The following is a 23,929-nucleotide window of genomic DNA, read 5'->3' as shown; positions in this document are numbered from 1 at the left end:
CTATATTACAAGAACTTAAAACACAATAAAAATAGTAAATATGGATAACCAAGAGAAAAAGTTAGGTTTCACAGAGTTTGCAGAAACTTGGAATGGTCGCTTGGCTATGTTAGGTTTTATTATCGGTATTGCTACAGAACTATTAACAGGTCAAGGTATTCTTTCCCAAATTGGTTTAATGTAATTCTTCTAATATTTTTTTGTTACTTTAACTAAATAGACTAAATAGTAGAAAGTTCTTCTCAGAACTATTTCTAGCTCAGGCTTACAGCTATCTGAAGGTTAGAAAGTTTCTTAAAAAAATATAAATGCTGTAAGCCAATTCCTATAATGTTTTCAGCCTTCAAAGCCAATAGTTTTTAGGAGAACTTTGTACTCTCCAGTAAATAGAAAAGGGATTGAAATTTTCAATTTCAATCCCTTTTTTTTTATCAATAGAATAAGATAGGTCTGAAGCCCTACCCATTTTCGGAAAAATGATTTACAAGTCATTAATAGTAAAAAACTTGTTGTTATGGCATCTAACCCACTAAATTTGTGTCTCACCTTCAGCTTGGTTGTATTCTAAAATCTGGAAACTGGGGAAAGTGATAGATTAACTACCATACTGATATCTATCTTCTATAAACCCAGTTTCCAATAATACTTCACTCCCAAGAAGATCTAATATAATTTAGTGTTAAATTGAACTTTTTAAAACTTCTTGATCCTTAGGCTCTCTTTGACTATCTTGAAGCAATTCAATATCTTGAATAACGTGACGACCTTCTATTAAACTAATAGCTCTGTTAACACTTTCTGGTAAAATCACTACTAATCCATCAATTGGAGCTCTGTCTAAAGCTGTATTAATAGCTGCTGTCTCATCTAATATTGACTCATAAGTAGCTTTTGATTCAGAATTTTTTATTCCATTTAAAAACTGTTTTACACCCTGACAAATAAGCTCAGCAGCATTCCCTCTAGGTCGTCCTCTAGTATCATCATCTTCTTTAATAATAATTTCATCAAAGATATCTGCTGCTAGTTCTCCAAGAGAAACAAAGTCTTCATCACGGCGATCGCCTGGTCCACCAACCACACCAATTCGTTTTCCCGGCCAATTTCTGACAAATCCACCTAATGCTTCATAGCTAGCAGGATTATGAGCATAATCTACCAAAGCATGATAACTACCCATATTAAACATATTCATCCGGCCTGGAGTTTGATCCACTGAAGCCACAAAAGTTGACAAACCTTTCCGAATATGCTCTATCTTTACTCCTTGAGTAAAAACTGCCAAACAAGCTGCCAGAGCATTAGCAATCATAAAAGGAGCTTTACCAGCCATTGTAATTGGCACATTAACTGCTTTTTCAATTCTTAAAGTCCAATCCCCTTTCAAAATTGAAATATAGCCATTCTCATAAATTGCTGCCAGACCCCCTGCTTCTGTATGTCTTAATAACAATTCATTATTTGGATCCATTGAGAAATAAGCAACTTGACCTTTAACTCTATCTGCCATAGCTGCGACTAATGGGTCTTCAGCATTCAAAACTGCATATCCTTTTGGCATTACCGACTCAGCTACTACACTTTTTAGTTTAGCCAATTGTTCTATGGTATCTATATCTCCAATACCCAAGTGATCGGCAGTTACATTTAATACTATTCCCACCTCACAACTTGAAAAACCTAAACCAGAACGCAAAATACCACCCCGTGCTGTTTCTAAAACAGCGACCTCTACTGTAGGGTCTGAAAGAATTAAATGTGCACTTTGAGGTCCAGTATTATCACCAGTTTCAGCCAAATACTCACCAATATAAGTACCATCAGTAGTAGTATATCCAACTACTTTACCTGTCTGTTTAATAATATGAGCCAGTAGTCGTGTAGTAGTTGTCTTTCCATTAGTGCCAGTAACAGACAATATTGGTATTCGTCCATTTTTTGATCCGGGGAATAACATATCCATCACTGCCCCCGCCACATTTCTTGCTAGACCTCTACTAGGAGCAACATGCATCCGGAAACCAGGGGCAGCATTAACCTCTACTATAACTCCTTCCACTTCTCGTAGTGGTTGAGAAATATCTTCAGTAACTACATCTATACCTGCAATATCTAGACCAATTATCTTAGCAACTCTAGATAATAGCCAAACATTTTCCGGGTGTATCTCATCAGTGCGGTCTACTGCTATACCACCAGTGCTTAGATTAGCCGTTGCTCTTAAAAAGCACTTTTTTCCTTTGAGAGGTATTGAATCTATACTGTATCCCTGTTTTCCTAGAATATCAAGGGCAGACTTATCTACCGTTATTCGAGTCAAGATGTTATCATGTCCATCCCCTCTTTGAGGATCTCTATTGGTCTCTTCAATTAGTTCCGCTATTGTAGACTTACCATTTCCCACCACATGGGCTGGAACTCGTTCAGCTACAGCTACAACTTTGCCATTTACTACTAAAACTCGGTGGTCTTTGCCCGTGTAGTAACGTTCAACAATTACAGTTTTTGTTTTCGAAGCTTTTCTAGCTAAATCGTATGCTTCTTCTGCCTCTTGCCAATTTTTAACATCTATGGTAATGCCACGACCATGATTTCCGTCTAGAGGTTTAATGACAATAGGATAGCCTCCGACATATTCAATAGCATCTTGAAGCTCATCAAAATAACGAGCAACTGTACCACGAGGTACTGGTACTCCTGCATCTTTGAGAATTCTTTTTGTGCCTTCTTTGTCACAAGCAAGTTCTACACCAAGAATTCCGGTTTGGTTACTTAGGGTTGCCTGAATTTTCTTTTGATTAACCCCATAACCAAACTGAATCATAAACCTAGCACCTAGTTGAGTCCAAGGAATACCTCTTGCTTCTGCTTCTTTAACTATAGCTTCTGTACTTGGACCTAAAGATGCCTGATTTTTTAATTCCTTAAGGTCTTCTAAATCTTGCTGTAATTCTGTTGCTGGATATGTACCTGTGTCAACAATACTTTGGCAAAGCCTTACTGCTGCTCGTGCTGCATAACGACCTGCTTGTTCATTTTCATATTCTATTACTACCTGGAATACTCCTGTAGTAGATGTTTCCCTTGTCCTACCAAAACCAACTGGCATTCCTGCTAGCTCTTGTAATTCTATGGCAACGTGTTCGATTACATGGCCTATTAATGTTCCTTTTTCCACACGAGTTAGGAAACCACCCTTGACTCCAGGCGAACAAAGGTGTTCTACCAAACTTGGTAGAACTTCTGTTAATCCTTTGTAGAAACCAGGGATGTCAGATGTATATTTTTCGTAAAGATCTTCCAAATCTAGACGCATAACTACCAGCTTATGGCGGTGTATGCTCCAATAATTTGGACCACGTAATGTCTGGAGTTTGAGGATTTTCATAGGAGGATTTTAAGGTAATGCTTAGAATCAGAGAAGCAATGGCATTTTTAATTTCAGCTCATACCATTGACTAGACTGTTTACTACAAACTTTTTTGAGGATGCGCTAATCCTTTCTCCATCTTGAAAATATCCGATCAATTTATCAGTTTTTTGATAATCCTTTGATGGTAGAAGAATTTTGGCTTTCTATTAATTTTGGCTACTATACATAGTATTCAGTATAATTATGCTTCCTGTCTACCAATTAGATCAGCTACTCATTTGCAGAGACTAACTGCTCAAGAACTGATAAATTATCAGAAATTCTATTAGTCTAGAGGCATAATTGTTTCAGAAAGTCCTGGTTTCATAGTGTGGGAATGGAGATCGTAACCATCACCATGACATAGTATATGTACTCTGAGATTCGATAAACTCAAAGGATCTTCTACCCCTACTTTTGCTGAATTTGTATAGGACATTTCTACTGGATCTATAATTGTGACTGTACCTTTACCCATAACTTGGATCATACTGTCTCTTTCAAACAATGCGCAGGTATCTTCATCTATGCCTATACCAACTTTGTCTGAATGAGTGGCGATCGCGCTTAATAAACGGGCCATACGATTTCTGTTATGAAAATGTTGGTCTACTATTAAGTCTGGCAATATAGCTAGACCTTTTGTTATGTCAACTAAAGACCTATTGGGAGATGAGCCACTACCACCACCTGCTATCATGTGGTAGCCCATCACTGCTGCCCCTGCACTTGTTCCAGCTAGGGCGATTTTTCCTTCTAGGGCTTTACTTCTAATATTGTCCATTAAAGGTGTCTCAGCAAGTAAGGAACAAAGACGTAGTTGGTCTCCACCAGTCATAAATACTCCAGTGCAGTCTTCCAAATACTTTAACCAGATTGGGTCTTCTCCTTGATACCTTTCCCGAATATCAAATATTCTAATATTATCATTCAGAGTACCCATGTCTTTAAACACCTTGCGGTATCTATCTCCTTGGGATCCCGGTTCTCTCGAAGCGGAAGGAATAACTGCTAGTTTAGCATTTACTCCTCCTGAACGATTAAAAAAAGTTTGTAGAATCTCTTTTCCATGAACTTTATCCTCTGCCCCTCCAATCACCATAATAGTTGTTTTTGTCGGACGTAATGTATCTAGTTCTAAGCTTTGAGACTCTAACTGCATATTGTTAATCTTAGAAAGCAGGTACACATTCAATTTTGATAATTTTAATAATCTGTTATGATAGTAGATTATCTTATAACCTTGCAAGTACCCAACTTGCTCTATAATTTTTCAACATTTGATTATTTTAATTATAACTCATTTAGTCTCCTTATTTTAGCTAAATACCTTTGTTGAAGTAGCTAGCTTACTGAGCAATTTTATCCATTTAAAACTTCTGTAATGGACAACTGAAAACTATTTATTTATGCCAATCATAATTAAAACAATAAAATTTAGGGCTAATTATTAGCCAAGGAGCTATGGAATAGGTTCTATAAATTTGTATTTATTTATTGTGGTATAATTATATACCCACTTTATGCCCAGTATTGGGACAATAGATATCTATCATAGCTTAATACAGGAGGAAAACCCCAAGCTAGAGATAACTCTTATATCCTTATAACGTTCCAGGTAAATGTTAATCCTAATCTTTTATTGAAAGACACAGACTGGCAGAGCGTTCTGAAGAATATATTTAAGTTGCAAAAATTGATGCTTTTTAATTTACAAAGCATCCAGACGTGGAAAAATCTGCAAGATGGGTAAATGAGATTTATGCCCAAAAGTTATTATGCCTTGGTCCTATCTGTTAGACGGGCATTCCAGGATAACCAAGGTAAGAAAACTGCTGGGATGGATGGAATTAAAAAGCTTTCTCCCAAACAGGGATCGCCCCTTAGCAAACCTTCTAAATAGACAAAATATGTTAGAGCTGGAATAAAACGCACCGTTTGAATCTAATAATTATAGTTTTATTAGACCAGGAGCATCAAAATATGATGCCATAGTGACTATACATAGAGACATTAGTAAAAAACCGAAATATATACTTGATGCCGAATATATCCAACAATTCTTTTGACAGTTTCTATAAATAATTTTTCCAGAAAAGTGCTTGCTTAGTCTAAGGACTTGTAACCCCATAGTCTGCTTTATAAAATCAATCAGGGTTTACGCATTTTTATGATACATTAGTTTTTTAGATTCCTTCCTAAGTTATGGCAATTACATTAATTACATACCTTTTGCGCAATTATTGTAACTCTCAAGAATGTCATACATTTTTTATAAAACCTTATAACTTAATTTTACTTCTGTGCGATTTGATGTTATTACCCTGTTCCCAGATTTTTTTACAACACCTCTAAATTCAGGTTTACTAGGGAGAGCCTTTAACAAAAATATTGCCAAGGTTAATCTAGTTAATCCTCGTAATTATACCACAGATAAGTATAAAAAAGTTGATGATGAGTCTTATGGTGGAGGAGTAGGAATGGTTTTAAAACCAGAGCCTATATTTGCTGCTGTAGAATCATTGCCAACTCTTTCCAAACGAGAAGTAATTCTATTAACTCCTCAGGGAAAAAGAATGCACCAAGGACTATTTCGAGAACTAGCTACAGATTATGAACAACTAATTCTAATTTGTGGCCATTATGAAGGTATTGATGAAAGAGTCCAATATTTAGTTAGTAGAGAAGTATCTTTAGGAGATTTTGTCCTTACAGGCGGAGAAATACCAGCTTTAGCTTTAATTAATGGTGTAGTTCGACTACTTCCTGGAACTGTAGGAAAGGCTGAATCCTTAGAATGTGAAAGTTTTGAATCGGGATTACTTGACTATCCTCAATATACTCGACCTGCTAACTTTCGTGGTTGGAAAGTTCCTGAAGTTTTACTCTCAGGGCATCATGCCGAAATAGCAAGATGGCGTTATCAACAACAACTTCAGAGAACAAAATCTCGTCGTCCAGATTTGCTCAAAAATGATGATAATTGATTGAATCAAAATTTTGTGAAAATATTTTAAGGCTTAAAGGCAGGAAATAGGAAATAGGCAATAGCCCATAATTTTCATGTAAAATTTTTTGCATTTTTCCCAGTCAAATGAATCAGGAAAAAATTCCTGGTTTTTAACCTTAATTTCATTAGAGTTTGCTGAGTAGGATTTGTTGATCCAAGAAAGCCATTAAGCCATAAGCTTCAAATATCTGAATTAGAATTAATATTTATCAGAGCTCATAACTCACAACTATATTAATGGTTAAATTGCTCTCCTCATTTCTTCTGCTTCCCTTATTTTTCTGCCTTCTGCCACAGACTCTCTTCAAAAAGAAGGAATAACTTCTTGTATCTAGTTACAAAAGTTAATATATATATTTATAAAATACTGCTAATGATGATATTTTTTTTCTGGACGTGGGACTGGTTGGCTACTAAACCAAGGAATTAGGTATAAATGGCCTTCCCTAATCAACACATGAAGTTAACACTTTGACTTGAGGATAAACTTATCTCCTTGTTGGTGAAATTCTAACCGCCTTGTTGTTGGTTTGACAACGTGGGCTACATAGTAAAGACTGAAAATCAATCATTGAAGTTTGTTCAAATAGGTCGAAGCTCTAACTACCAAAATCAGTGAGACTTCTAGCAAAGACTTACAGGCTGATGAACACGAAGGTAATCAAACTTTCGCAAAAAAAACATTCCAAAGGTACCTGTGGAATTTAGGACGAAAGTCAGAGGGGCCATGAATAAGTAAGTGGATTGACCTTTAGACTAACTGACCTCATAAAAGTTGACCATATAAAAACAAGGTTTAAGGGTGTTGACAACACAATAAAAAATAAACAATTTTTGCACCGATATTGTCACTATACAAAAACGCCTTTCGATTACAAAAGATATCCAAAACCAACATTATAAAGACTTACCTAATAGATATAAATGGATTAACGATATGTTGATAATAGAGGAAAGGGATGTACCCATGACAAGGGGCATTGAAAAGATAAGTCGGGTGAGGTTCAAGTCTCATGTCCAGTTTGAAGACAAGTCGGGTAGGGTAACTTACGTAGCGAACGTTTAACATTAAGCAAGAAATTGAGGACTTCACAGATTCATAACTTGAGAACCTCAAGCTTTTTATTTGGGAAAAAATGTGAAGTCAAAGATTCTCAACTCAAAAATGTTATTACTAGTTTTTACAATTAGAAACTAGATAAGTCTTAATTGATTAATTGGGTCAAACTTGAGGGTACATGACCTAAACTATTAGCCAAGTCTAAAGGACTATAGCCGAAGTTACAAGAGTTATCTATCATGGATAGGTATGCAAATCCTATCAAAACTCTCATTACCCTAGCTTAGGTTAATTTTCCAAGTATCCCTAGCAAATTAATACGGTATGTTTTGTGTACCTCTAAGTATTTCAGCATTACTTGTGGATATTCCTGGTCATAGCAAGCATACTGGCTTCAAAAGTCTTTAGGGTGACACTAGGGCTTAGGGAAATTACAGAAGATATGGGTCAGGTCAATGGTCCATAAAAATTCCCCTTTTAGATGCTGAAAATCCTCATATTTTCAACTTAGGGGAGCAAGAACTTTGCACTTTTAGAGCAAACACAAAGGTTTAAGCATTATTAGAGTTGTTTTTTCTGGGAAAACTTAAAATGCTCCAAAGCTTACTATATAAAGTTTTATGGATTTTTATTAAAGTTTTTTAGGTTTAATAACTAGGGTTTGCTAGTTATTTGATGCCACTTTTTTTAAGTTTTTATCACACTTAGACTTCAAAGGTACGATAAGGGTTATATCAACAGTTTCATCCAGGGTAAAGCCTAGATAGTATTTGTTAAGAAATTTAGATTTATCTAAATCTTAGTTACAAAACTATAATAATTGCCACTTCCATAATATTTCAGTGATAGGTTTATAAAAAGTTGTTAGTCTTGAATTTTCCCAATGTTTTATATAGCATGACAAAGCAATATTCAGATCCCCAAGGGATGGTCAGTTTCTGATCAGGGAAATTTCAAACCTTCAAACAACTTTGATATAAATTGTTTAACAAAAATATCCTGGGTTAAAAATGTATAATAATCATTCAAACCGTGACCCATTAGTTGTAGCTATTACTGCTGGTTTAGGAGCTGGTGTCGTTACTTCTTTTGCTATTAGTCAAGGCCAAAATCCCTTAACTGCTCTGGGAATTACTATTTTTGCTGCTATCGTAGTTTTAATTTGTGATCGCGCTGGTTTAGTTTGAGTAAAGGAAGTGTAATTTAAGGATAATAATATTTCTTAACTTTTGGTGATTTTTCAATCCTAAAACAATTATAGGTATACTTACTGTAGTTATACAAAATTAATTATAAGAAAAATTTAATTACTTTAATCCAATTTAGCTTATAAGCATTCATCTGATTCCCATTCAGCTTTTAGGTTTTGAATAAATAAGTCGGTGTTTAAATTAGTTGCTATGTAACAAAATTTACATTCACCTTAAATCAACTCTGTAGATGAGATTGAAGTCAGTATATAAATCTTAATACAGCTCAGTTTTTTTATGCCTACCTACTTATATTCAAGCAAGGACTGAAAGCTGTTTTTTAAACTTAGTTGAGAGTTTTATATTACCTAGCTTTTCGTAAGTTGGAATTACTGGTCAATAACTGCTAAAACTTAAGCATTTTTTTTAAGGAATTCACCTTCTTGAGGTTTACCGTATAAATCAGCTCTAAGATGAGGTGATGACCAATTTCATCCAGAGCTGATTTATTAACTTAGCTTAAAATATTATATTACCTAGCTTTTAATAATTTGGGGTATTATAGAATTAAACTTATCACCAAGTCTAAGTATAGTAAATAATTTAACCGTTTAATATTTACTTTATAAATCAGCTCTCATAGCTCCAAAATACTCCTTTGGTCACTAATTTATACTTTATTTGATGATGATGAGTTAATAACTGATAGCTGTTCCCTGAATGATTACATATCCCTTGTTAATCTCAAAACAAAAATCTCCCAGAAGAATTTATGGAATCCCTTGCATACATAGAACTTTTTCTAGTTAATAAAGAAATCAAGGATTTAAAATTTATTGAAAAACTTAACTGGAAAAAACTTCTCAATTTAACTTACATCAACTTTTTATCAGCAGTAATTGTTAACTCTATTCTAATTAATGATAGTTTGGCTCAGGTGTCAGACATTTCTATTCCTAAAACAAATAGTTATAGTGATTTTAATATTAGTAGAACTCAAAATAATAAAACAGCTCAAGAACAAGTAGCACCTAACTCTTTTGTGTCTAGTTCCAGACTAGATAATAATGCTGTAATTCCTACTCCCAATAGCCAAGTGTATTTAAGATGTGGAGACTTTTCAGAGATAGTAGCAGAAGTTCAAAGAGAACTTAGAGAACTAGGCTATTTTACTGCTAATCTAACTGGGTATTATGGTCAAGAAACAGAAATAGCTGTCAAACAGTTCCAGCAAGAAAAGGGTCTTAAACCTACTGGTGAAATTGAACCTACTACCTGGTTATTACTATTTCCAGATAGAAAAAATAGCCAAACTAATAGTCGGTTCTTCAATTCTTCCACAAAAGTATTATCTTTTGGAGAAGTTAATCCTCAAGTAGCAATTATTCAAAGACAATTAGCAGAACTAGGCTTTTACAAAGGTCAAATCAATAGTATTTATGACCAAAAAACTAGAACTGCGGTGATCCAATTTCAAAATGTTTATGGAATTACACCTACTGGTCAGGTAGGATACACCACTAGGGAATTTTTGTTTGAGACCAGAACTATTCCTGTGGAGAGAGTTTTGAGGCTGGGAAACACAGGTCTAGATGTGAGGAGATTACAGCAACGTTTACGAAGTTTAGGTTATTATCAGAGGCAGATAACTAACTATTTTGATCTAAGTACAGAAACGGCAGTCATTGATTTTCAAAAAAGAAACAGAATTACTCCTACAGGTATAGTTGGACAAACAACTAAAGCATTTCTTTTTGATGCTGATCAAGTTCTACCTCCAGGTCCAGTATCTTACTCTAGAGGGAATTATGCTAGGAAACATTACTCATACCAAGGTTTACTGAAACCGGGCAATGAAGGTTGGGCTGTTGAACAACTCCAAATTTTATTAACAAGATTGGGTTATTATTCTGGAGTGATTGATGGTTTTTTTGGACTTAGAACAGAATTTGCTGTCAGAAGCTTTCAGCAGGATTTGGGACTAGTTGATACTGGAGTAGCAACAATAGATACATTACAGGCCTTAAGACATCCTTTGATTATCAACCAAAATATTTCTGAGGAGCAATTTAGTGATATTGGTAACCAAACACAAGTATTAGAACTTCAAAATCGACTTCGTTTACAAGGCCTTTATACTGGTCCATTGAATGGAGTTTATAATTCACAAACTAGATCAGCAGTAGCAGAAGCTCAACTAATTTATGGAGTTAGTGGGAAAGATATTGTAGACTAATTTCTCTAATTTAGATAGATACAAAAATTAGGTCAATAACCTGTCTTTTTTAGGGGATAAAAAATTTTGGATTCAGTGGGATATGCTGATAATTGATAATTGAAGTGACCCCACTTTTAGATAAAGTGGGATTATTTTTTATTCATAAAATTTTATCTATTCACAGTTTTCTTTATCTGCAAGTGCTCGTGGGCAATAGCAATCAGAAGAAACTAGGGAAGGCCATCCCTTTCTTAGGGCTTCATAGCAAATTGTATGAATAGTTAACTGACAATCTAAAAGATGTAATCCTGATTTTTCGGCTTGTTTGAGACCTATTTTTAAAATAGAATCATTCTTAAATTCAATAGTTTTATTACATTGTACACAAACAAGATGATGGTGATGATGAGGGTAAGGTTGATTTATTTCATAATGTTTATGCCCTTCTGCTAATTCTAGTTCTCGTAGAATTCCCATCCTTGCCATTAATTTTAAGGTTCTGTAAATGGTGGATAGACTAATTCTTTCACCCCTATTTTTTAACATGTTATAAAGATCTTCGGCACTCAGATGATTGCCTTTTGGCAGGTTTTGAAAAATGTGCAAAATTGTCTCCCTTTGAGGAGTCATTCGCCAACCTTTTTCATTTAGTTCTGCTTTAAATGAAGATGGTGTGTAAAGAGCCACGGTATTTTATCAAAAATCTATAGTTATTGACAATGATACACAATTACTAAATGATTGTCAAAAAAAGTAATTTATTGATAATTACTTGCTATAAGGAGTGATAAAATGTCCGAATTTAGGAAGAAAAGTTAAATTTTAATGATCAGGGGTTTCCTAGTAGTTGAAAAAGTCAAAGAAAAAATACTAGAAATTCTAATTCAACTAACACTTTCTGACTTAGTCGCGGATGGCCAAACCGATACTTCAAAACGAATAGCTTGGAAAACGTAAGTCGCGCTTTGCCCATAGCGCTAATTCAAATCATGTATCAACCAGCTTTGAGTCTGAAAATTTAGGTTGTTTGAAGAGATGGAAATCTGTCTTTCATAATTTTTGATTTCATGTTAGAAGGATTTCAATGCTCAAGTAAATCAGGAATTGTGATCAGATTATCTGACATTAGAATTGAAAGATACTGCAGTTAAAGTCAAATTTATCCGACTCTAATAACTGAAGCTTTTTTAATGAATAGTCAAGCGATCGCTCTTCGCAACGGAAGAGCAATAAAACAAAAGTAAACTGAAGTCTGCACTATATAGTTAGTGTCTTTAAGTAATTCCTTACTAAAGGGTTTTGCTTGGAGCAACTAAATGTTTCTGGCGTAATGCAAAACAGTAAATTGATAACTTCAAAGAGAGTGACAAGATATGAGTATTCATATTGGGTAGGTATGTTTCTACTACTGCTTAGTTTCTACTCCTAAATCTACTCCTCGCTCATTATCATCAAGGTAAAGTCTCAAATTATTTCTATATAGCTCTACTATCTAAATAAATTTACTCAAAACCCTTGTTAGTAGGGTGATATATTTGTTAAGGTTAATGTGTAGATAAAACTACAGCAGAGGAAAAAGTGGTAGTAAAACCAGATTGGTTAAGAGTCAAAGCTCCCCAATGGCAGAGAGTCGGTACGGTTAAAGAAATTTTGCGAGACTTAAGTCTCAAAACGGTCTGTGAAGAAGCTTCCTGTCCAAACATTGGTGAATGTTTTAATGCTGGGACAGCAACTTTTTTAATTATGGGACCAGCTTGTACTCGTGCTTGTCCTTACTGTGATATTAATTTTGAGAAAAAACCTCAGCCTTTAGATGTTAATGAACCAAAACAGCTAGCAGAAGCAGTAAAAAGATTAAGACTTAATCATGTAGTTATTACTTCTGTCAATAGGGATGATTTAACTGATGGAGGTGCTACTCAGTTTGCTAAATGTATTTCTCAAGTCCGGGCAATTTCACCTCAGACTACTATAGAAGTCCTGATACCAGATTTATGTGGTAATTGGCAAGCTTTAGAAATTATTCTTAATGCTAAACCAGAAGTTATTAATCATAATACTGAGACTGTTCAACGGTTATATCGCCGAGTTAGGCCTCAAGGTAATTATCATCGAACATTAGAACTGTTGAAGCGAGCTCGAGAATTAGCCCCAGAAATATATACAAAATCTGGAATTATGGTAGGTGTCGGAGAAACTGACGCAGAAGTCCAAGAGGTAATGAAGGACTTACGAGTTGTTGACTGTGATATTTTAACTATTGGACAATACCTACAACCAAGTCTTAAACATCTACCAGTAGATACTTTCATCAAACCTGAACAATTTGATCAATGGAAAAAAATAGGGCTTTCAATGGGATTTTTACAAGTTGTGGCTTCGCCCTTGACTCGTAGCTCATATCATGCTGAAGAGGTAAAAGAATTGATGGTAAATTATCCAAAGACCAAAAGTTAGCAATTTACTTCTAATTTTTACCTTTTTATGAAATCTGCGAAAAGGATAGTAGCTTAGTAGGTATATAATCCATCACTCATGGTGGTATATCTAGTTACTGGTAAAGTGTGATGTTGAGAGATGATTATTGTATTCTGAGTAACTTGATACCTGAAAATAGATAGGTAAATATATTAAATATACTACATATAAATCACTAAATAAAATATAAGAGAAATATTTCTGAAAAATTAAAACTACAAAAATATAAAAATACTGAAAAGAAAAAATTTAACTGCCATAATAAAAAAATTTATGAAGTGATCGGGAACAACTCTAATAGTGATGAGTATTAATATAGCTTCTGATGAAGGTCACTTTTTTATTGCATAAATATTAATATACTAACGATTAGGTCTAAAGAAGTTAACTGGAGAGAACAAATAATAGACAAATGTACTTTAATAGTCGACAGTCTTTCCCTAAAGAGTGAGGTAACTATTTAAAGCTAAAAATTTTATTAATTAAAGCTTTTAGTGTTCCTCATTTAATTGGGAACTGCTATTGCTATAGAGTTAATAAACTTAGTATAAGCGATCCCCTAAGTCCATTTAGTCTAGGTTGTTGTTATTAATCAGAAAACATAAGTATAAAAAACGCCAACTTTTTATAAATTAGGCATTTTATTAATAGACCATAACTAAGTGTAGCCTCTTTTCAGGAGTAAACGAGATGATCACTACCTCAGAAATTTATCCTTACACTGAAGACACACTGCAATCTAATAACTTGCAGAATGAGTGTTCTGAACATCTAGGTCAAACTATCAATGAATTAACAATAGAGGATAAAAAAGTAGATAGTTCTCAAATAAACACTAACTATAGTGGCAGAGATTCAGTCCGTTCATACCTCCAAGAAATTGGGCGAGTTGATTTGCTTCAAAGAGATCAAGAAGTTTCTACAGCTCAAAAAGTTCAACGTTATGTACATTTATTGGAGTTACGCAACAAAGCCGCTGAACAAGAACAAGAAATTCAGCGTTATGTTGAGATGATCAAGATTCGTGATCGTCTGGCAGCTCGTTTAGGACATAAACCATCATTTGAGCGGTGGCTAAAGGCAGGAAATTTATCTATGGCAGAACTGAAAGAGATCATTGCTGTAGGAAAACTTCGCTGGGCAAAGTTAACAGGTTTAAATGTAAAGGAACTTGAGCAAATTCAAACCGAAGGCATTGAAGCGAGACATCAGATGATAAGTACTAACTTGCGCTTAGTAGTCTCAATAGCAAAAAAGTATCAAAATCGTGGTGTAGAACTTTTAGATTTAATCCAAGAAGGTACTTTGGGTTTAGAAAGAGCTGTTGAAAAATTTGATCCACAACGGGGATATAGATTTAGCACTTATGCTTACTGGTGGATTCGTCAAGGAATTACAAGAGCAATTGCTACTCAAAGTCGAACAATTCGTTTACCTATCCATGTTAGCGAAAAATTAAATAAAATCAAAAAAGTACAACAAAAAATTTTTCAAGAAAAAGGATATACGGCTAAAGTTGAAGAAATTGCCCGAGAATTAAAAATTACAGCTGCCCAAGTTCGAGAAGTGTTAGTAAAAATTCCACACTCGGTTTCCTTAGAAACTAAGGTCGGTAGGGATAGAGATACTGAATTAGGGGAACTTCTGGAAACTAAAGATGCTTCTCCAGAAGAAATGTTAATACGAGAGTCTCTGGTACAAGCTTTAAAAGAGTTACTATTAGATTTAACTCAACGAGAAAGGTATGTAATTACTATGCGTTATGGCTTAGAAGATGGTCGTGCCTGCTCCTTATCAGAAATTGCGTCTGCATTGAAACTCTCTCGGGAACGAGTACGTCAAATTGAAGTCAAGGCTCTACATAAGTTGCGTCAACCAAAGTTTCGTAATCAAATACAGGATTATTTAGAATCTTTGAATTAAAAAAAATTGAGATCACTCAAATAATATAATTAGGAGTTATTCAAGTACCCTATATGTTGTTTACTCATTATTAGAGATATTTATAAAAAAGTATAAAATTAATTCCTAAAAAATCTCAATTATAAGATATAGCAGTCGAAGCATAGGTTAAGATATTAATTTCGGTTACATGAGCAGATCAGGAATAGTTCAGAGTCCTAAGCTTTTTTTCGATTGCTATAATTAATTATTAGGCAATTAAATTGTTACTAATTTTAAAAAAAATATTAATTTTAATTATATTTATTTTATACCAGTACTTAATCAATTCTCACAAAGACTATACTTTAACTAATTTAGCTAACCACCTAGAAAAAGTTAGCCATGATATAGTATTCTGCGCATTGGTTGCGGCAAAATTATATACTGAAAAAGTTTGGGAAAGTCGAATATTTGACTATAGGGAAAAAACTTAAATAGTCACTTAACCATTTTCAAATAATTGCAAAGATCATCAAATTCTCTTATAAAATTTTGGGCTTGTCAGCAAATATATTCAATAGATTTTTCAGCTATTTTTTGTTATTAAATATTTTTGAAATTATCTCAAGTTATGATCAGTGGCTCTATTTTGCTCCGCGACATTAAGAGCAAATTTTGTACAATTTATTAACCATTATTCTTCGATTTTTTTAGCTATTTTTTGTTATTAAATATTTTTGAAATTATCTCAAATTATTATCAGTGGCTCTATCCCTAAATATTACTGATCTTTTTCCCTACCTTTGCTGCTGTAAATACTTAAATATTTTTCATGATATTTTCAGTATTTCCACCTTTTTTATTGAATAATAAATTCTTTGCTTTGATAGTCTAAGATGCCAGAATAAGTAAGCCTTAATTTTTTATTAGTGAAGCGAAATTTCTGTTATTTTATCTGTTCTTCCCCAAGCATAACCGATCAAGATATCGCCATAGCATAATGATCTTTGTAAATTATAAATACTACTTGCCTTATGGGTTCTATTTATGTTTGCAATTTTGCTGATTTATCCTCTTTAACTTTTTTTGCTTTTACTAATTCATCATTTTTAGTGGGATTCTTTTTGCGAGTTTTTTTTCAAAGAGTTTAGAGGCAAAATCAAACCAAAAATGATTTGATTTTTTATCTTTTTGAGAATATTGAAGAGCTTCACAATGGGCATAGTTTAATTTCTATACGGAAACAAATCTCCAAATAAGGTTTTTTGAAGGGAATGAACAACCCTTTCTAATTCATTAATAAGATTTCTTTGAGTCATTTTTTTGAATGTATCAATATGAGCTTTACTATCAGCTTTTCCTAAATATTTGTATTGAGTTTTTTTATGACTATCAGTAACCTTATAAAGAATCGGATCCCAAGATTGTAATTTATAATATTAGTAGCTAATAGTTTTTATAGTCGATGATATTTTATTGGTAAAAAGGTTAAACAAAAAGACTTAATTACACTTCACAATAATTAGGATTAATCGGATATTTTTTTATCAATTGATCAGAGAAATAAATCAGGGAAAAATTGAGGAAATCTTGGTTGGTATGGAGATAAATTTGACCTCATAAGAAAAGAATACTTGGCATCAACCACATTGGGTTAGTAAATCAATTTTTACTACTCAAAAAAGTCATTAACTGACTCTAATAATTTCCGGTTGGAACCAGATATTAATTAAAGTCACTAAAACCTAGGCTGAAAATGAATAGATTCAATAACATTTTTAAGGGGAATTTTTTAGGACTCAGAAATCATCATCAGGATCCAGAGCTGAAAATGAATAGATTCAATAACATTTTAAATCGTCAATCATCTTTCTTATGAATCTGAAAAATATCATATTATAGTATACTTAATCCCCTCAGTTTATAGAATAATATATTATTAGTTATTTGTGTAATTAATTTTGTTCAGTTACTTAAACTGTGAAAAATTTACTATTGCCCATTAAAAATAAATTGTGTCCCTAGATAAAACCGGCGGTATATAAAAATATTGCTGAACTAATATAGAATAAATCAGAAAAAATATCAGGTAAAATAGTAAAAATCAAAGGTCTTCCAAAGCATAAAAAAGTTTAGCTACTTATGAGTAATTGTTTCTACTAACAACAGCTAAATATTGTGCTAAAACTTTACCTAAGTCAATGCAGTAAAGATGCTGTATAACTTGAGTATGGTGGCTTAGATAAAAAAACAGTAACTATTAGAACTCATCAGGAATATACTAACTTTGAAGGATGTACCTATGTTAAGGGACTTTTAAGAAAGAAGTTGTGTGAGGTGAAAGTCTTATACAAGATTTTGAAGGCCAACGAGCCTTATATAAGGTTAATCGGAAATAGACTCGTTGAGGTTTAACTATTTTCAGAACGAAAGCAACTGGTATAGATGACTGTAGTTTATATTCTAACTACATCCATTAATAACCCTTTAAACAATTTCATGCCATCTGTATTACCTAAAATTGGGTCTGATGCTCTTTCCGGATGAGGCATCATTGCCAACACATTACCTTGACGGTTGCAGATACCAGCAATATTGTTTAAAGAACCATTAGGATTAGCTTCTGGGCTAATTCCACCATTTTTTGTGCAGTAACGAAACAAGATTTGACGATTATTTTCTAATTCTTGCAAAGTATCTACATCAACATAATAACAACCTTCCCCATGAGCTATTGGCAAACTAATTATTTCTTTTGTTCTATAAGCAGATGTCCAAGGAGTATTAGAATTTTCTACTCTGATATAAGTTTGATTGCAAATAAAATTTAATTTATGATTTCGCACCAAGACTCCAGGCAATAACCCTATTTCTGTCAATATCTGGAAACCATTACATATTCCTAAAACTAATTTCCCCTTTTGAGCGTGGGTAATAGTTGCTTTCATTACTGGAGAAAAACGGGCAATTGCTCCACATCTTAAATAATCTCCATAACTGAAGCCTCCAGGGATAACTATTACATCCAGATCAGAAATATCTTCTTCTTGGTGCCAAACCATGCGAGTTGGTTGACCCAATAACCCCTGAGTTACCCAAGCTACATCCCGATCGCAATTTGAACCAGGAAAAATAATAATGCCAAATTTCATATTAATTTTCAATTAAGTCATTCTTCCGACCCTAATGTAGAAGGCTTTGTCTGTTTTTTTAAACCATCTACTGTTTAATTATTTTATGGTAAAAGTTTCACACAAGCCGGTATTAAAGGCAATATTGATGGCAATTACCATAAGAGTCTTCCTTATAGGTTTTCCCATATCTTCTAGCAATATTAAGAGGAAGATTAGTCTGAGAAACAAAATCCTAAATTAAATATTTTCTCACTTCTTCCTTCTTCCTTCTTATATTTTTACTTCATTTAATTCAAAGCGATAATTTTCAATGACAGGATTTGCTAATAATTGATCACAAATTAATTCTACTTGTTCTCTAGCAGTTTCTTCATCTGTTGCATTAAGTTTCAACTCAATATATTTACCAATTCTAATTTGTTCTAAATTTTTATGTCCCATCTGTGCTAAACCAGATTTAACTGCGGTACCAGCAGGGTCTAAAACAGATGGTCTTAGGGTAACATAAATATATACCTGATATTTTTTGATCACTTTAGTACAAAGTTTTAGATTTTAATTGAACTACTCACTCAGATATTATCTGTTAAGTTTAACCTAAATTAACTATATTGGCCATGAAAACCAAGCGCACCCATTCTCAAGAACGTATTTTAAAATTACTAAAAAACCAGAAGCGATCGCTATCTGCTCAAGATATTTATTTAAAACTACGCAGATATGACAGACCTCTGGGGCTAGCAACAATATATCGTTCTTTGGATGCTCTCAAAAAAGAGGGTGTAGTAATTGTTCGGACTTTGGTCAATGGTGAATCTGTTTATAGTTGTCTACAGCAAGACCAATATTATTTGAATTGTGTTAAATGTGGGACTTCTATACCTATTAATAAATGTCCTGTCTACAATTTGGAGGATAAATTACAGCAGTCCTACAAATTTAAGATTTTTTACCATACTTTGGAATTTTTTGGGCTTTGTGAACGCTGTACCTTAACTGAAGATATTTCTTAACATTCTCCCCAGCTATTAGTTTGGGGTAGTCTTACAATCTAAAGCTAATAAAATACGGATTGACCTTTATCTTAGTCTACTCCAAAGGTTGGCCCTAGTCAAACCCCTTGAAGTGCATTTCTGTTTTTATCCTAGAATACTCACAAACAACTAACTGAAACTAGAGTTTATATTAACATATTTATTCAAAAAAAACAACTAATAAATTGTCTGCTTATGAGAAAGACTTTAAACCAAATTTTTTGCTAAACTACCATTCTTCTAAATGCTCACTGAATTTTTGTTGTCTGTCACAATAGAACGCATACCTTCTAAAGTTGCTGGAATATTTCGAGGGTCCATAAACATAACTTTACTACTTTCACTAGTACCAATTTTTTGACCCATATCCAGATAATTTTGAGCCAATAAAAATTCGAGTGCCTCCTTTGCATTGGGGTCTTTACGGAGAGTCTTAGTAATAATTTCTAATGCTTCAGCAGTTGCTTGAGCTTTCAATACCTGAGATTGACGTTCAGCTTGAGCCTTCAAGACAATTGCTTTTTGTTGTGCTTCTGCTTCTAAAACAGTTGCCTTTTGACGTGCTTGAGCATCAAGAACTTGTGATTCTGCTCTACCTCTGGCAGAGTTAATAGCAGAATCTCTTTCCCCTTCTGAAGTTAAAATTGCTGCCCGTTTTTTTCGTTCTGCAGTCATTTGTAATTCCATAGAATCTTGTACTGCTTTTGATGGGCTAATATCTCGTAACTCTACCCTAGTTACTTTTACTCCCCAAGGGTCAGTAGCAATGTCTAATTCTCTGAGTAATACCTCATTAATTTCCGTGCGAGCTGTAAAAGTTTGGTCTAATTCTAATTTACCCATTTCTGCCCGAATTTGAGTTAAAACTAAATTAGTCATTGCAGATTGGAGATTTTCTACTTTATAGTAAGCTTTCTCCATATCCATAATTCGCCAATAAACTACAGCATCTACACTAATTGCTACATTATCTCTAGTAATACATGGTTGAGGTTTAATATCTAATACTTTTTCACGAATAGTTTCTTGATAAGAAATTTTATCTAAAAATGGTATAATAAGTTTCAAACCAGCATCTAATTTTCTGCCGTTATATCTACCTAAAGTTTCAACCAAAGCTTCATTGCCTTGATTAATAACTTTGACACTTCCTGCTAAACTTGAACCACCTAAAACTAAAAATACAAGTAAAAAAAACTGTTGCATTTTTCATCTCCTAATTATCTAAATTATAAGATTTATCTAAATTAATGCTACACTTGGATTTTCCTAAAAACTACTACAAATATCATAGAGGTGAGTTAAGAATAAAATTACCTCAATAAATAGTATTTAGAGATCGAAAATATTAAGTATAGCAAAATTTTTAAGGATTTGTATTAGCTGTTATTTCAATTGATTTTGGTTGGGAAGATAAACTGAAGAATTTAATAAATTTTCTGGCAATATAAATAAAGTATTACCTTCTCGTCTAAGGACAATAACTTTTTCTTGAGCAGGAATCATAATATCTTGATCGTCACATTTAGCTCGCCAAGAATTACCTTCATAGAGTACTCTACCAGGCTGACCTGGTAATATTTCTGTTAAAGTTTCTCCTTCCTTGGAATCAGCAATAATAGCTATTTTACGGTGGGGCAACAGATAACGGAAAGCAAAAATAGAAGCTACAGAAAAAATCATCCACAAGGCTACCTGTAAACTCACACTAGGAATTAAGAGGGACACAAGTGCCACAACAAAGGCACTCAGTCCCATCATAAATTCAACAAAAGCCGTGGGCACAAAGAATTCTAAAAAACAAAGTGTTGCCCCAGCTAGTAACCAAAATATAGTTGGATTTAATAGCACGGATAAATAGGATCAGTGAGATTAAAGAAGTTATCAGCGGTTAGTATTTAACAAAATTAGCAAAAGCATTTTTTTTTAGGCTAAACAGGAGATTTCAACCCTGTCTAAAACATCTAGTACAAAAGTTAACAGGGATTTTCACCCATAGCTGCTCAAAGTCGAACATTCCGGTATGGAGGCATTAATAACTGTTTGGTTTTCACTAATTATTTTTGTGGACAACTTGTGCAGATTCATTTGTTTCTTAAGTGGCTTAGGAGCATCAACTTTTTCAGCATATAGGGAACCCTAGTATTTTTTTTTAGTCTGAATACTGGCTTTAAACCCATTTATTTTGTGCCTCAAAAACCTTAAATGCTACTAATAAATAGTATAATAGTATATTTATAAAACCAAAACAAATAAAAGTTAGCCTATAGGGGTAAGGCTTCAAACCCAATAATTTTTCGGTAAGATTGATCAAGGCAAGTTCTATTTTAATATATCTTTGCGCTTTGACCTTAAAAAAGTCCTCTGAAAACCTCCTAAGTAATTTATTTATTAAAAGCAAAAAAACAATACCAACACGAAAATTATCAAATTAATTTTTAAATAGTAAAACTTTTGACTTCATAAAGAGTAAATTGTATTACTTTTGATTTTTGACTTAATTCCCAACTATGATTAATTCTGCGCCAATAATTCATTGTCCAAATATTAATTGTTCTAGTGTTTCTCACTCTTGGGATCAGGAAGAGTGTGAAGCTTGCCAAACTAAATTAATCTATCGCTATTTATGGGCAGTTGCTCCAAAAGTCGAGATTTCTGTAGGGGAGTTATTGGGCGATCGCTACTATGTTGTAGCTCCACAAGTTTGGCTAGATACGAAGCCTGGTGAACCTCCATTTATGCACGAGGAATTTCCAGATTATATTATGCCTTATCTACGCTTATATCCTGAGAGGCTTCATACACCAGATGTATATGGTTTTTATCAGTATGGAGAAGAAACATATCCTACAGATATTCTATTATTAGATAATGTTCCTCTGGACTCTAAAGGTAATTTGCTTCCTAGTCTTGTAGAAGCTTGGCCCACAGCAAGTCCTGTACGTCAGGTCTACTGGTTGTGGCAAATGATGCAATTATGGAAACCTCTATCAGAAGAGCGTGTAGCTTTTAGTTTATTGACCAATAATTTACGGGTGGAAGATTGGCGATTACGATTGTTAGAGTTAAACCTAGAAACCCGTAAAACTAAACTTAGAGATTTTAAGATTTTTTGGTCAAATTTGCTTCCGACAGCTCATCCTAACGTTCAACAACCATTGACAGAGATTTGTCATATGATTAGTGATATTGGGGAATCTTTAGAGGCGATCGCTCCGAAATTAAACCAACTACTATTAGAACAGGCAGCCAAATTACCATTAAAATCCGATATCATGGGGGCGACGGATACAGGTCCCGTGCGTATGCATAATGAAGACTGTTGTTATCCTACAGAAGAGGACTTAAATAGTAATCAACTAGTGCCCAATTTAGCAATAATTTGTGATGGAGTGGGTGGCCATGATGGCGGAGAGGTAGCTAGTCAACTTGCAGTACAATCAATAAAAAAATTAGTTCAAAATTTATTAATAGAGGTAGAGCAACAAGAGGAGTTAACATCCCCAAACTTAGTCAATAAACAACTAGAGGAAATTATTCGGGTAGTCAATAATATGATTGCTACGGAGAATGATGAACAAGGAAGAGAGTCTCGACAGCGCATGGGTACAACACTAGCCATGGCATTACAGTTACCCCAACAGGTGAAACCTTCCCCAGAATCTAGTCCAAATAATGCCCATGAGTTATATATAGTTCATGTGGGAGATAGTCGTGCTTATTGGTTAAGTAGAAATACTTGTCAGTTGTTGACTGTGGATGATAATGTTGCTTCTAGAGAAGTTGGTTTGGGTCATTGTTTGTATTGGCAGGGTTTAAAACGTCGTGATGGTGGTGCCTTGACTCAGGCTTTGGGTACAAGAGATGGGGAGTTTATTTATCCTACTATTCAAAGATTTTTGATCGAACAAGAGGGGATATTACTTTTATGTTCCGATGGCCTGAGTGATAATAATTGGGTTGAGAATTCTTGGGCTGAATATGCTTCTAAAGTTTTCCAGGGTGAAATTTCTCTAAAACAGGGGGTAGAGTCTTTAATTGAGCTGGCGAATCATAAAAATGGTCATGATAATACTTCGGTGGTGCTTGTCCACTATCGTCTTTCTCCAGAGAAGTTAATCTTATCTAATATTCCTACAGTAACAACTCCAGAAAAGGAAATTTTAATGACAGAATTGTCTGAGGCTTCTAAAGAGCTTCTTTACAATAATGATGAAGAAGTATCAGAAGCTGAGTCTGAATTTCAGTTGGAACCTGTCCAAAATTTTTTCTGGTTAAAACCCTGGATGTGTATGATGGGTGTCTTATTTATCTTGTTGGTGGGGGCAATTATATCGGTATGGCGCAATTGGGAAAATTTTCAGTCAACTCCTAGGGATAGTCCTGCACCTTGGGAGAGTCCTATGAGACCTGAGCCTTCAGAAACTAGAATTTCTCCTAGTTCTTAATCCTTATTTGAGGGTTTTTAACAGTAAGTTTTATGCAAAAATAAGAAAATTGTTAAATAAG

General features: G+C 33.9%; 17 protein-coding genes and 1 pseudogene. 11 read left to right on the top strand and 7 right to left on the bottom strand.

The features are described from left to right. The first annotated feature begins 40 nt into the window (after nucleotides 1–40). Nucleotides 41–184 carry a chlorophyll a/b-binding protein gene (locus TERY_RS09280; protein WP_011611591.1) on the top strand — a complete coding sequence of 48 codons (144 nt, stop codon included), beginning with the start codon at nucleotides 41–43 and terminating at the stop codon, nucleotides 182–184. 495 nt (nucleotides 185–679) lie between these two features. Here the strand turns inward: TERY_RS09280 and cphA are convergent, their stop codons facing one another. Both cphA and TERY_RS09270 read right to left on the bottom strand, forming a co-directional pair. Continuing rightward, complete coding sequence (gene cphA / locus TERY_RS09275; protein WP_011611590.1) at nucleotides 680–3,388, bottom strand: cyanophycin synthetase; 2,709 nt, start codon at nucleotides 3,386–3,388, stop codon at nucleotides 680–682. A gap of 310 nt (nucleotides 3,389–3,698) precedes the next feature. After that, entirely contained in the window at nucleotides 3,699–4,574 is an 876-nt protein-coding gene (locus tag TERY_RS09270; protein ID WP_011611589.1) for a cyanophycinase, read from the bottom strand. A gap of 591 nt (nucleotides 4,575–5,165) precedes the next feature. Here TERY_RS09270 and TERY_RS36640 point away from each other — a divergent pair. The 5 genes from TERY_RS36640 to TERY_RS09260 all read left to right on the top strand — a co-directional run bounded on the left by TERY_RS36640 (nucleotide 5,166) and on the right by TERY_RS09260 (nucleotide 10,908). Further along, nucleotides 5,166–5,315, top strand: coding sequence for a reverse transcriptase N-terminal domain-containing protein (locus TERY_RS36640; protein ID WP_011611588.1), 150 nt, complete (start codon nucleotides 5,166–5,168; stop codon nucleotides 5,313–5,315). Nucleotides 5,316–5,715: 400 nt separating this feature from the next. After that, entirely contained in the window at nucleotides 5,716–6,399 is a 684-nt protein-coding gene (trmD, locus tag TERY_RS09265; RefSeq protein ID WP_011611587.1) for a tRNA (guanosine(37)-N1)-methyltransferase TrmD, read from the top strand. A gap of 767 nt (nucleotides 6,400–7,166) precedes the next feature. Then, nucleotides 7,167–7,325, top strand: a complete 159-nt coding sequence (locus tag TERY_RS27710) for an HNH endonuclease (RefSeq protein ID WP_081432424.1) — start codon at nucleotides 7,167–7,169, stop codon at nucleotides 7,323–7,325. A gap of 1,167 nt (nucleotides 7,326–8,492) precedes the next feature. Continuing rightward, the gene (locus TERY_RS34910; RefSeq protein ID WP_011611586.1) at nucleotides 8,493–8,669 is read left to right on the top strand and encodes a hypothetical protein; all 177 of its coding nucleotides are present in this window, start codon (nucleotides 8,493–8,495) and stop codon (nucleotides 8,667–8,669) included. Nucleotides 8,670–9,444: 775 nt separating this feature from the next. Next, on the top strand, nucleotides 9,445–10,908 hold the full coding sequence (locus TERY_RS09260; protein ID WP_011611585.1) for a peptidoglycan-binding protein: 1,464 nt from the start codon (nucleotides 9,445–9,447) through the stop codon (nucleotides 10,906–10,908). Nucleotides 10,909–11,064: 156 nt separating this feature from the next. Here TERY_RS09260 and TERY_RS09255 read toward each other — a convergent pair whose 3' ends face one another. After that, entirely contained in the window at nucleotides 11,065–11,577 is a 513-nt protein-coding gene (locus tag TERY_RS09255; RefSeq protein ID WP_011611584.1) for a transcriptional repressor, read from the bottom strand. Nucleotides 11,578–11,715: 138 nt separating this feature from the next. Here TERY_RS09255 and TERY_RS36635 point away from each other — a divergent pair, with 138 nt between their 5' ends. The 3 genes and pseudogenes from TERY_RS36635 (at nucleotide 11,716) to sigC (ending at nucleotide 15,291) form a co-directional block, all read left to right on the top strand. Continuing rightward, nucleotides 11,716–11,847, top strand: a complete 132-nt coding sequence (locus tag TERY_RS36635; RefSeq protein ID WP_370496925.1) for a hypothetical protein — start codon at nucleotides 11,716–11,718, stop codon at nucleotides 11,845–11,847. Between the two features lie 615 nt (nucleotides 11,848–12,462). Beyond that, nucleotides 12,463–13,347: pseudogene (lipA, locus tag TERY_RS09250) on the top strand (lipoyl synthase); the annotation flags it as partial. Nucleotides 13,348–14,058: 711 nt separating this feature from the next. Continuing rightward, entirely contained in the window at nucleotides 14,059–15,291 is a 1,233-nt protein-coding gene (gene sigC / locus TERY_RS09245) for an RNA polymerase sigma factor SigC (protein ID WP_011611582.1), read from the top strand. Nucleotides 15,292–17,708: 2,417 nt separating this feature from the next. On the opposite strand, the gene purQ is transcribed toward sigC, so the two are convergent. Both purQ and purS read right to left on the bottom strand, forming a co-directional pair. Beyond that, complete coding sequence (gene purQ / locus TERY_RS09235; protein ID WP_011611581.1) at nucleotides 17,709–18,404, bottom strand: phosphoribosylformylglycinamidine synthase subunit PurQ; 696 nt, start codon at nucleotides 18,402–18,404, stop codon at nucleotides 17,709–17,711. A gap of 252 nt (nucleotides 18,405–18,656) precedes the next feature. Further along, nucleotides 18,657–18,920: a phosphoribosylformylglycinamidine synthase subunit PurS gene (gene purS / locus TERY_RS09230; RefSeq protein WP_011611580.1), complete on the bottom strand. Its 264-nt coding sequence runs from the start codon at nucleotides 18,918–18,920 to the stop codon at nucleotides 18,657–18,659. 83 nt (nucleotides 18,921–19,003) lie between these two features. Between purS and TERY_RS09225 the strand changes: the two genes are divergently transcribed. Continuing rightward, nucleotides 19,004–19,399, top strand: coding sequence for a transcriptional repressor (locus TERY_RS09225; protein WP_011611579.1), 396 nt, complete (start codon nucleotides 19,004–19,006; stop codon nucleotides 19,397–19,399). A gap of 261 nt (nucleotides 19,400–19,660) precedes the next feature. On the opposite strand, the gene TERY_RS09220 is transcribed toward TERY_RS09225, so the two are convergent. Together TERY_RS09220 and TERY_RS09215 are read right to left on the bottom strand one after the other, a co-directional pair. Beyond that, a complete protein-coding gene (locus tag TERY_RS09220) occupies nucleotides 19,661–20,626 on the bottom strand; it encodes an SPFH domain-containing protein (protein WP_011611578.1) in 966 nt (321 codons plus the stop codon). 180 nt (nucleotides 20,627–20,806) lie between these two features. Beyond that, a complete protein-coding gene (locus tag TERY_RS09215) occupies nucleotides 20,807–21,271 on the bottom strand; it encodes an NfeD family protein (RefSeq protein WP_011611577.1) in 465 nt (154 codons plus the stop codon). 659 nt (nucleotides 21,272–21,930) lie between these two features. Between TERY_RS09215 and TERY_RS09210 the strand changes: the two genes are divergently transcribed. Beyond that, nucleotides 21,931–23,868 (top strand): protein phosphatase 2C domain-containing protein, encoded by a 1,938-nt coding sequence (locus TERY_RS09210; RefSeq protein ID WP_011611576.1) that lies wholly within the window; start codon nucleotides 21,931–21,933, stop codon nucleotides 23,866–23,868. Nucleotides 23,869–23,929: the final 61 nt, after the last annotated feature.

This window comes from Trichodesmium erythraeum IMS101 (assembly GCF_000014265.1).
GTDB lineage: Bacteria > Cyanobacteriota > Cyanobacteriia > Cyanobacteriales > Microcoleaceae > Trichodesmium > Trichodesmium erythraeum.
The sequence above is the reverse complement of the archived record's forward strand: the minus strand, read 5'-3'. Positions and strand labels throughout refer to the sequence as shown.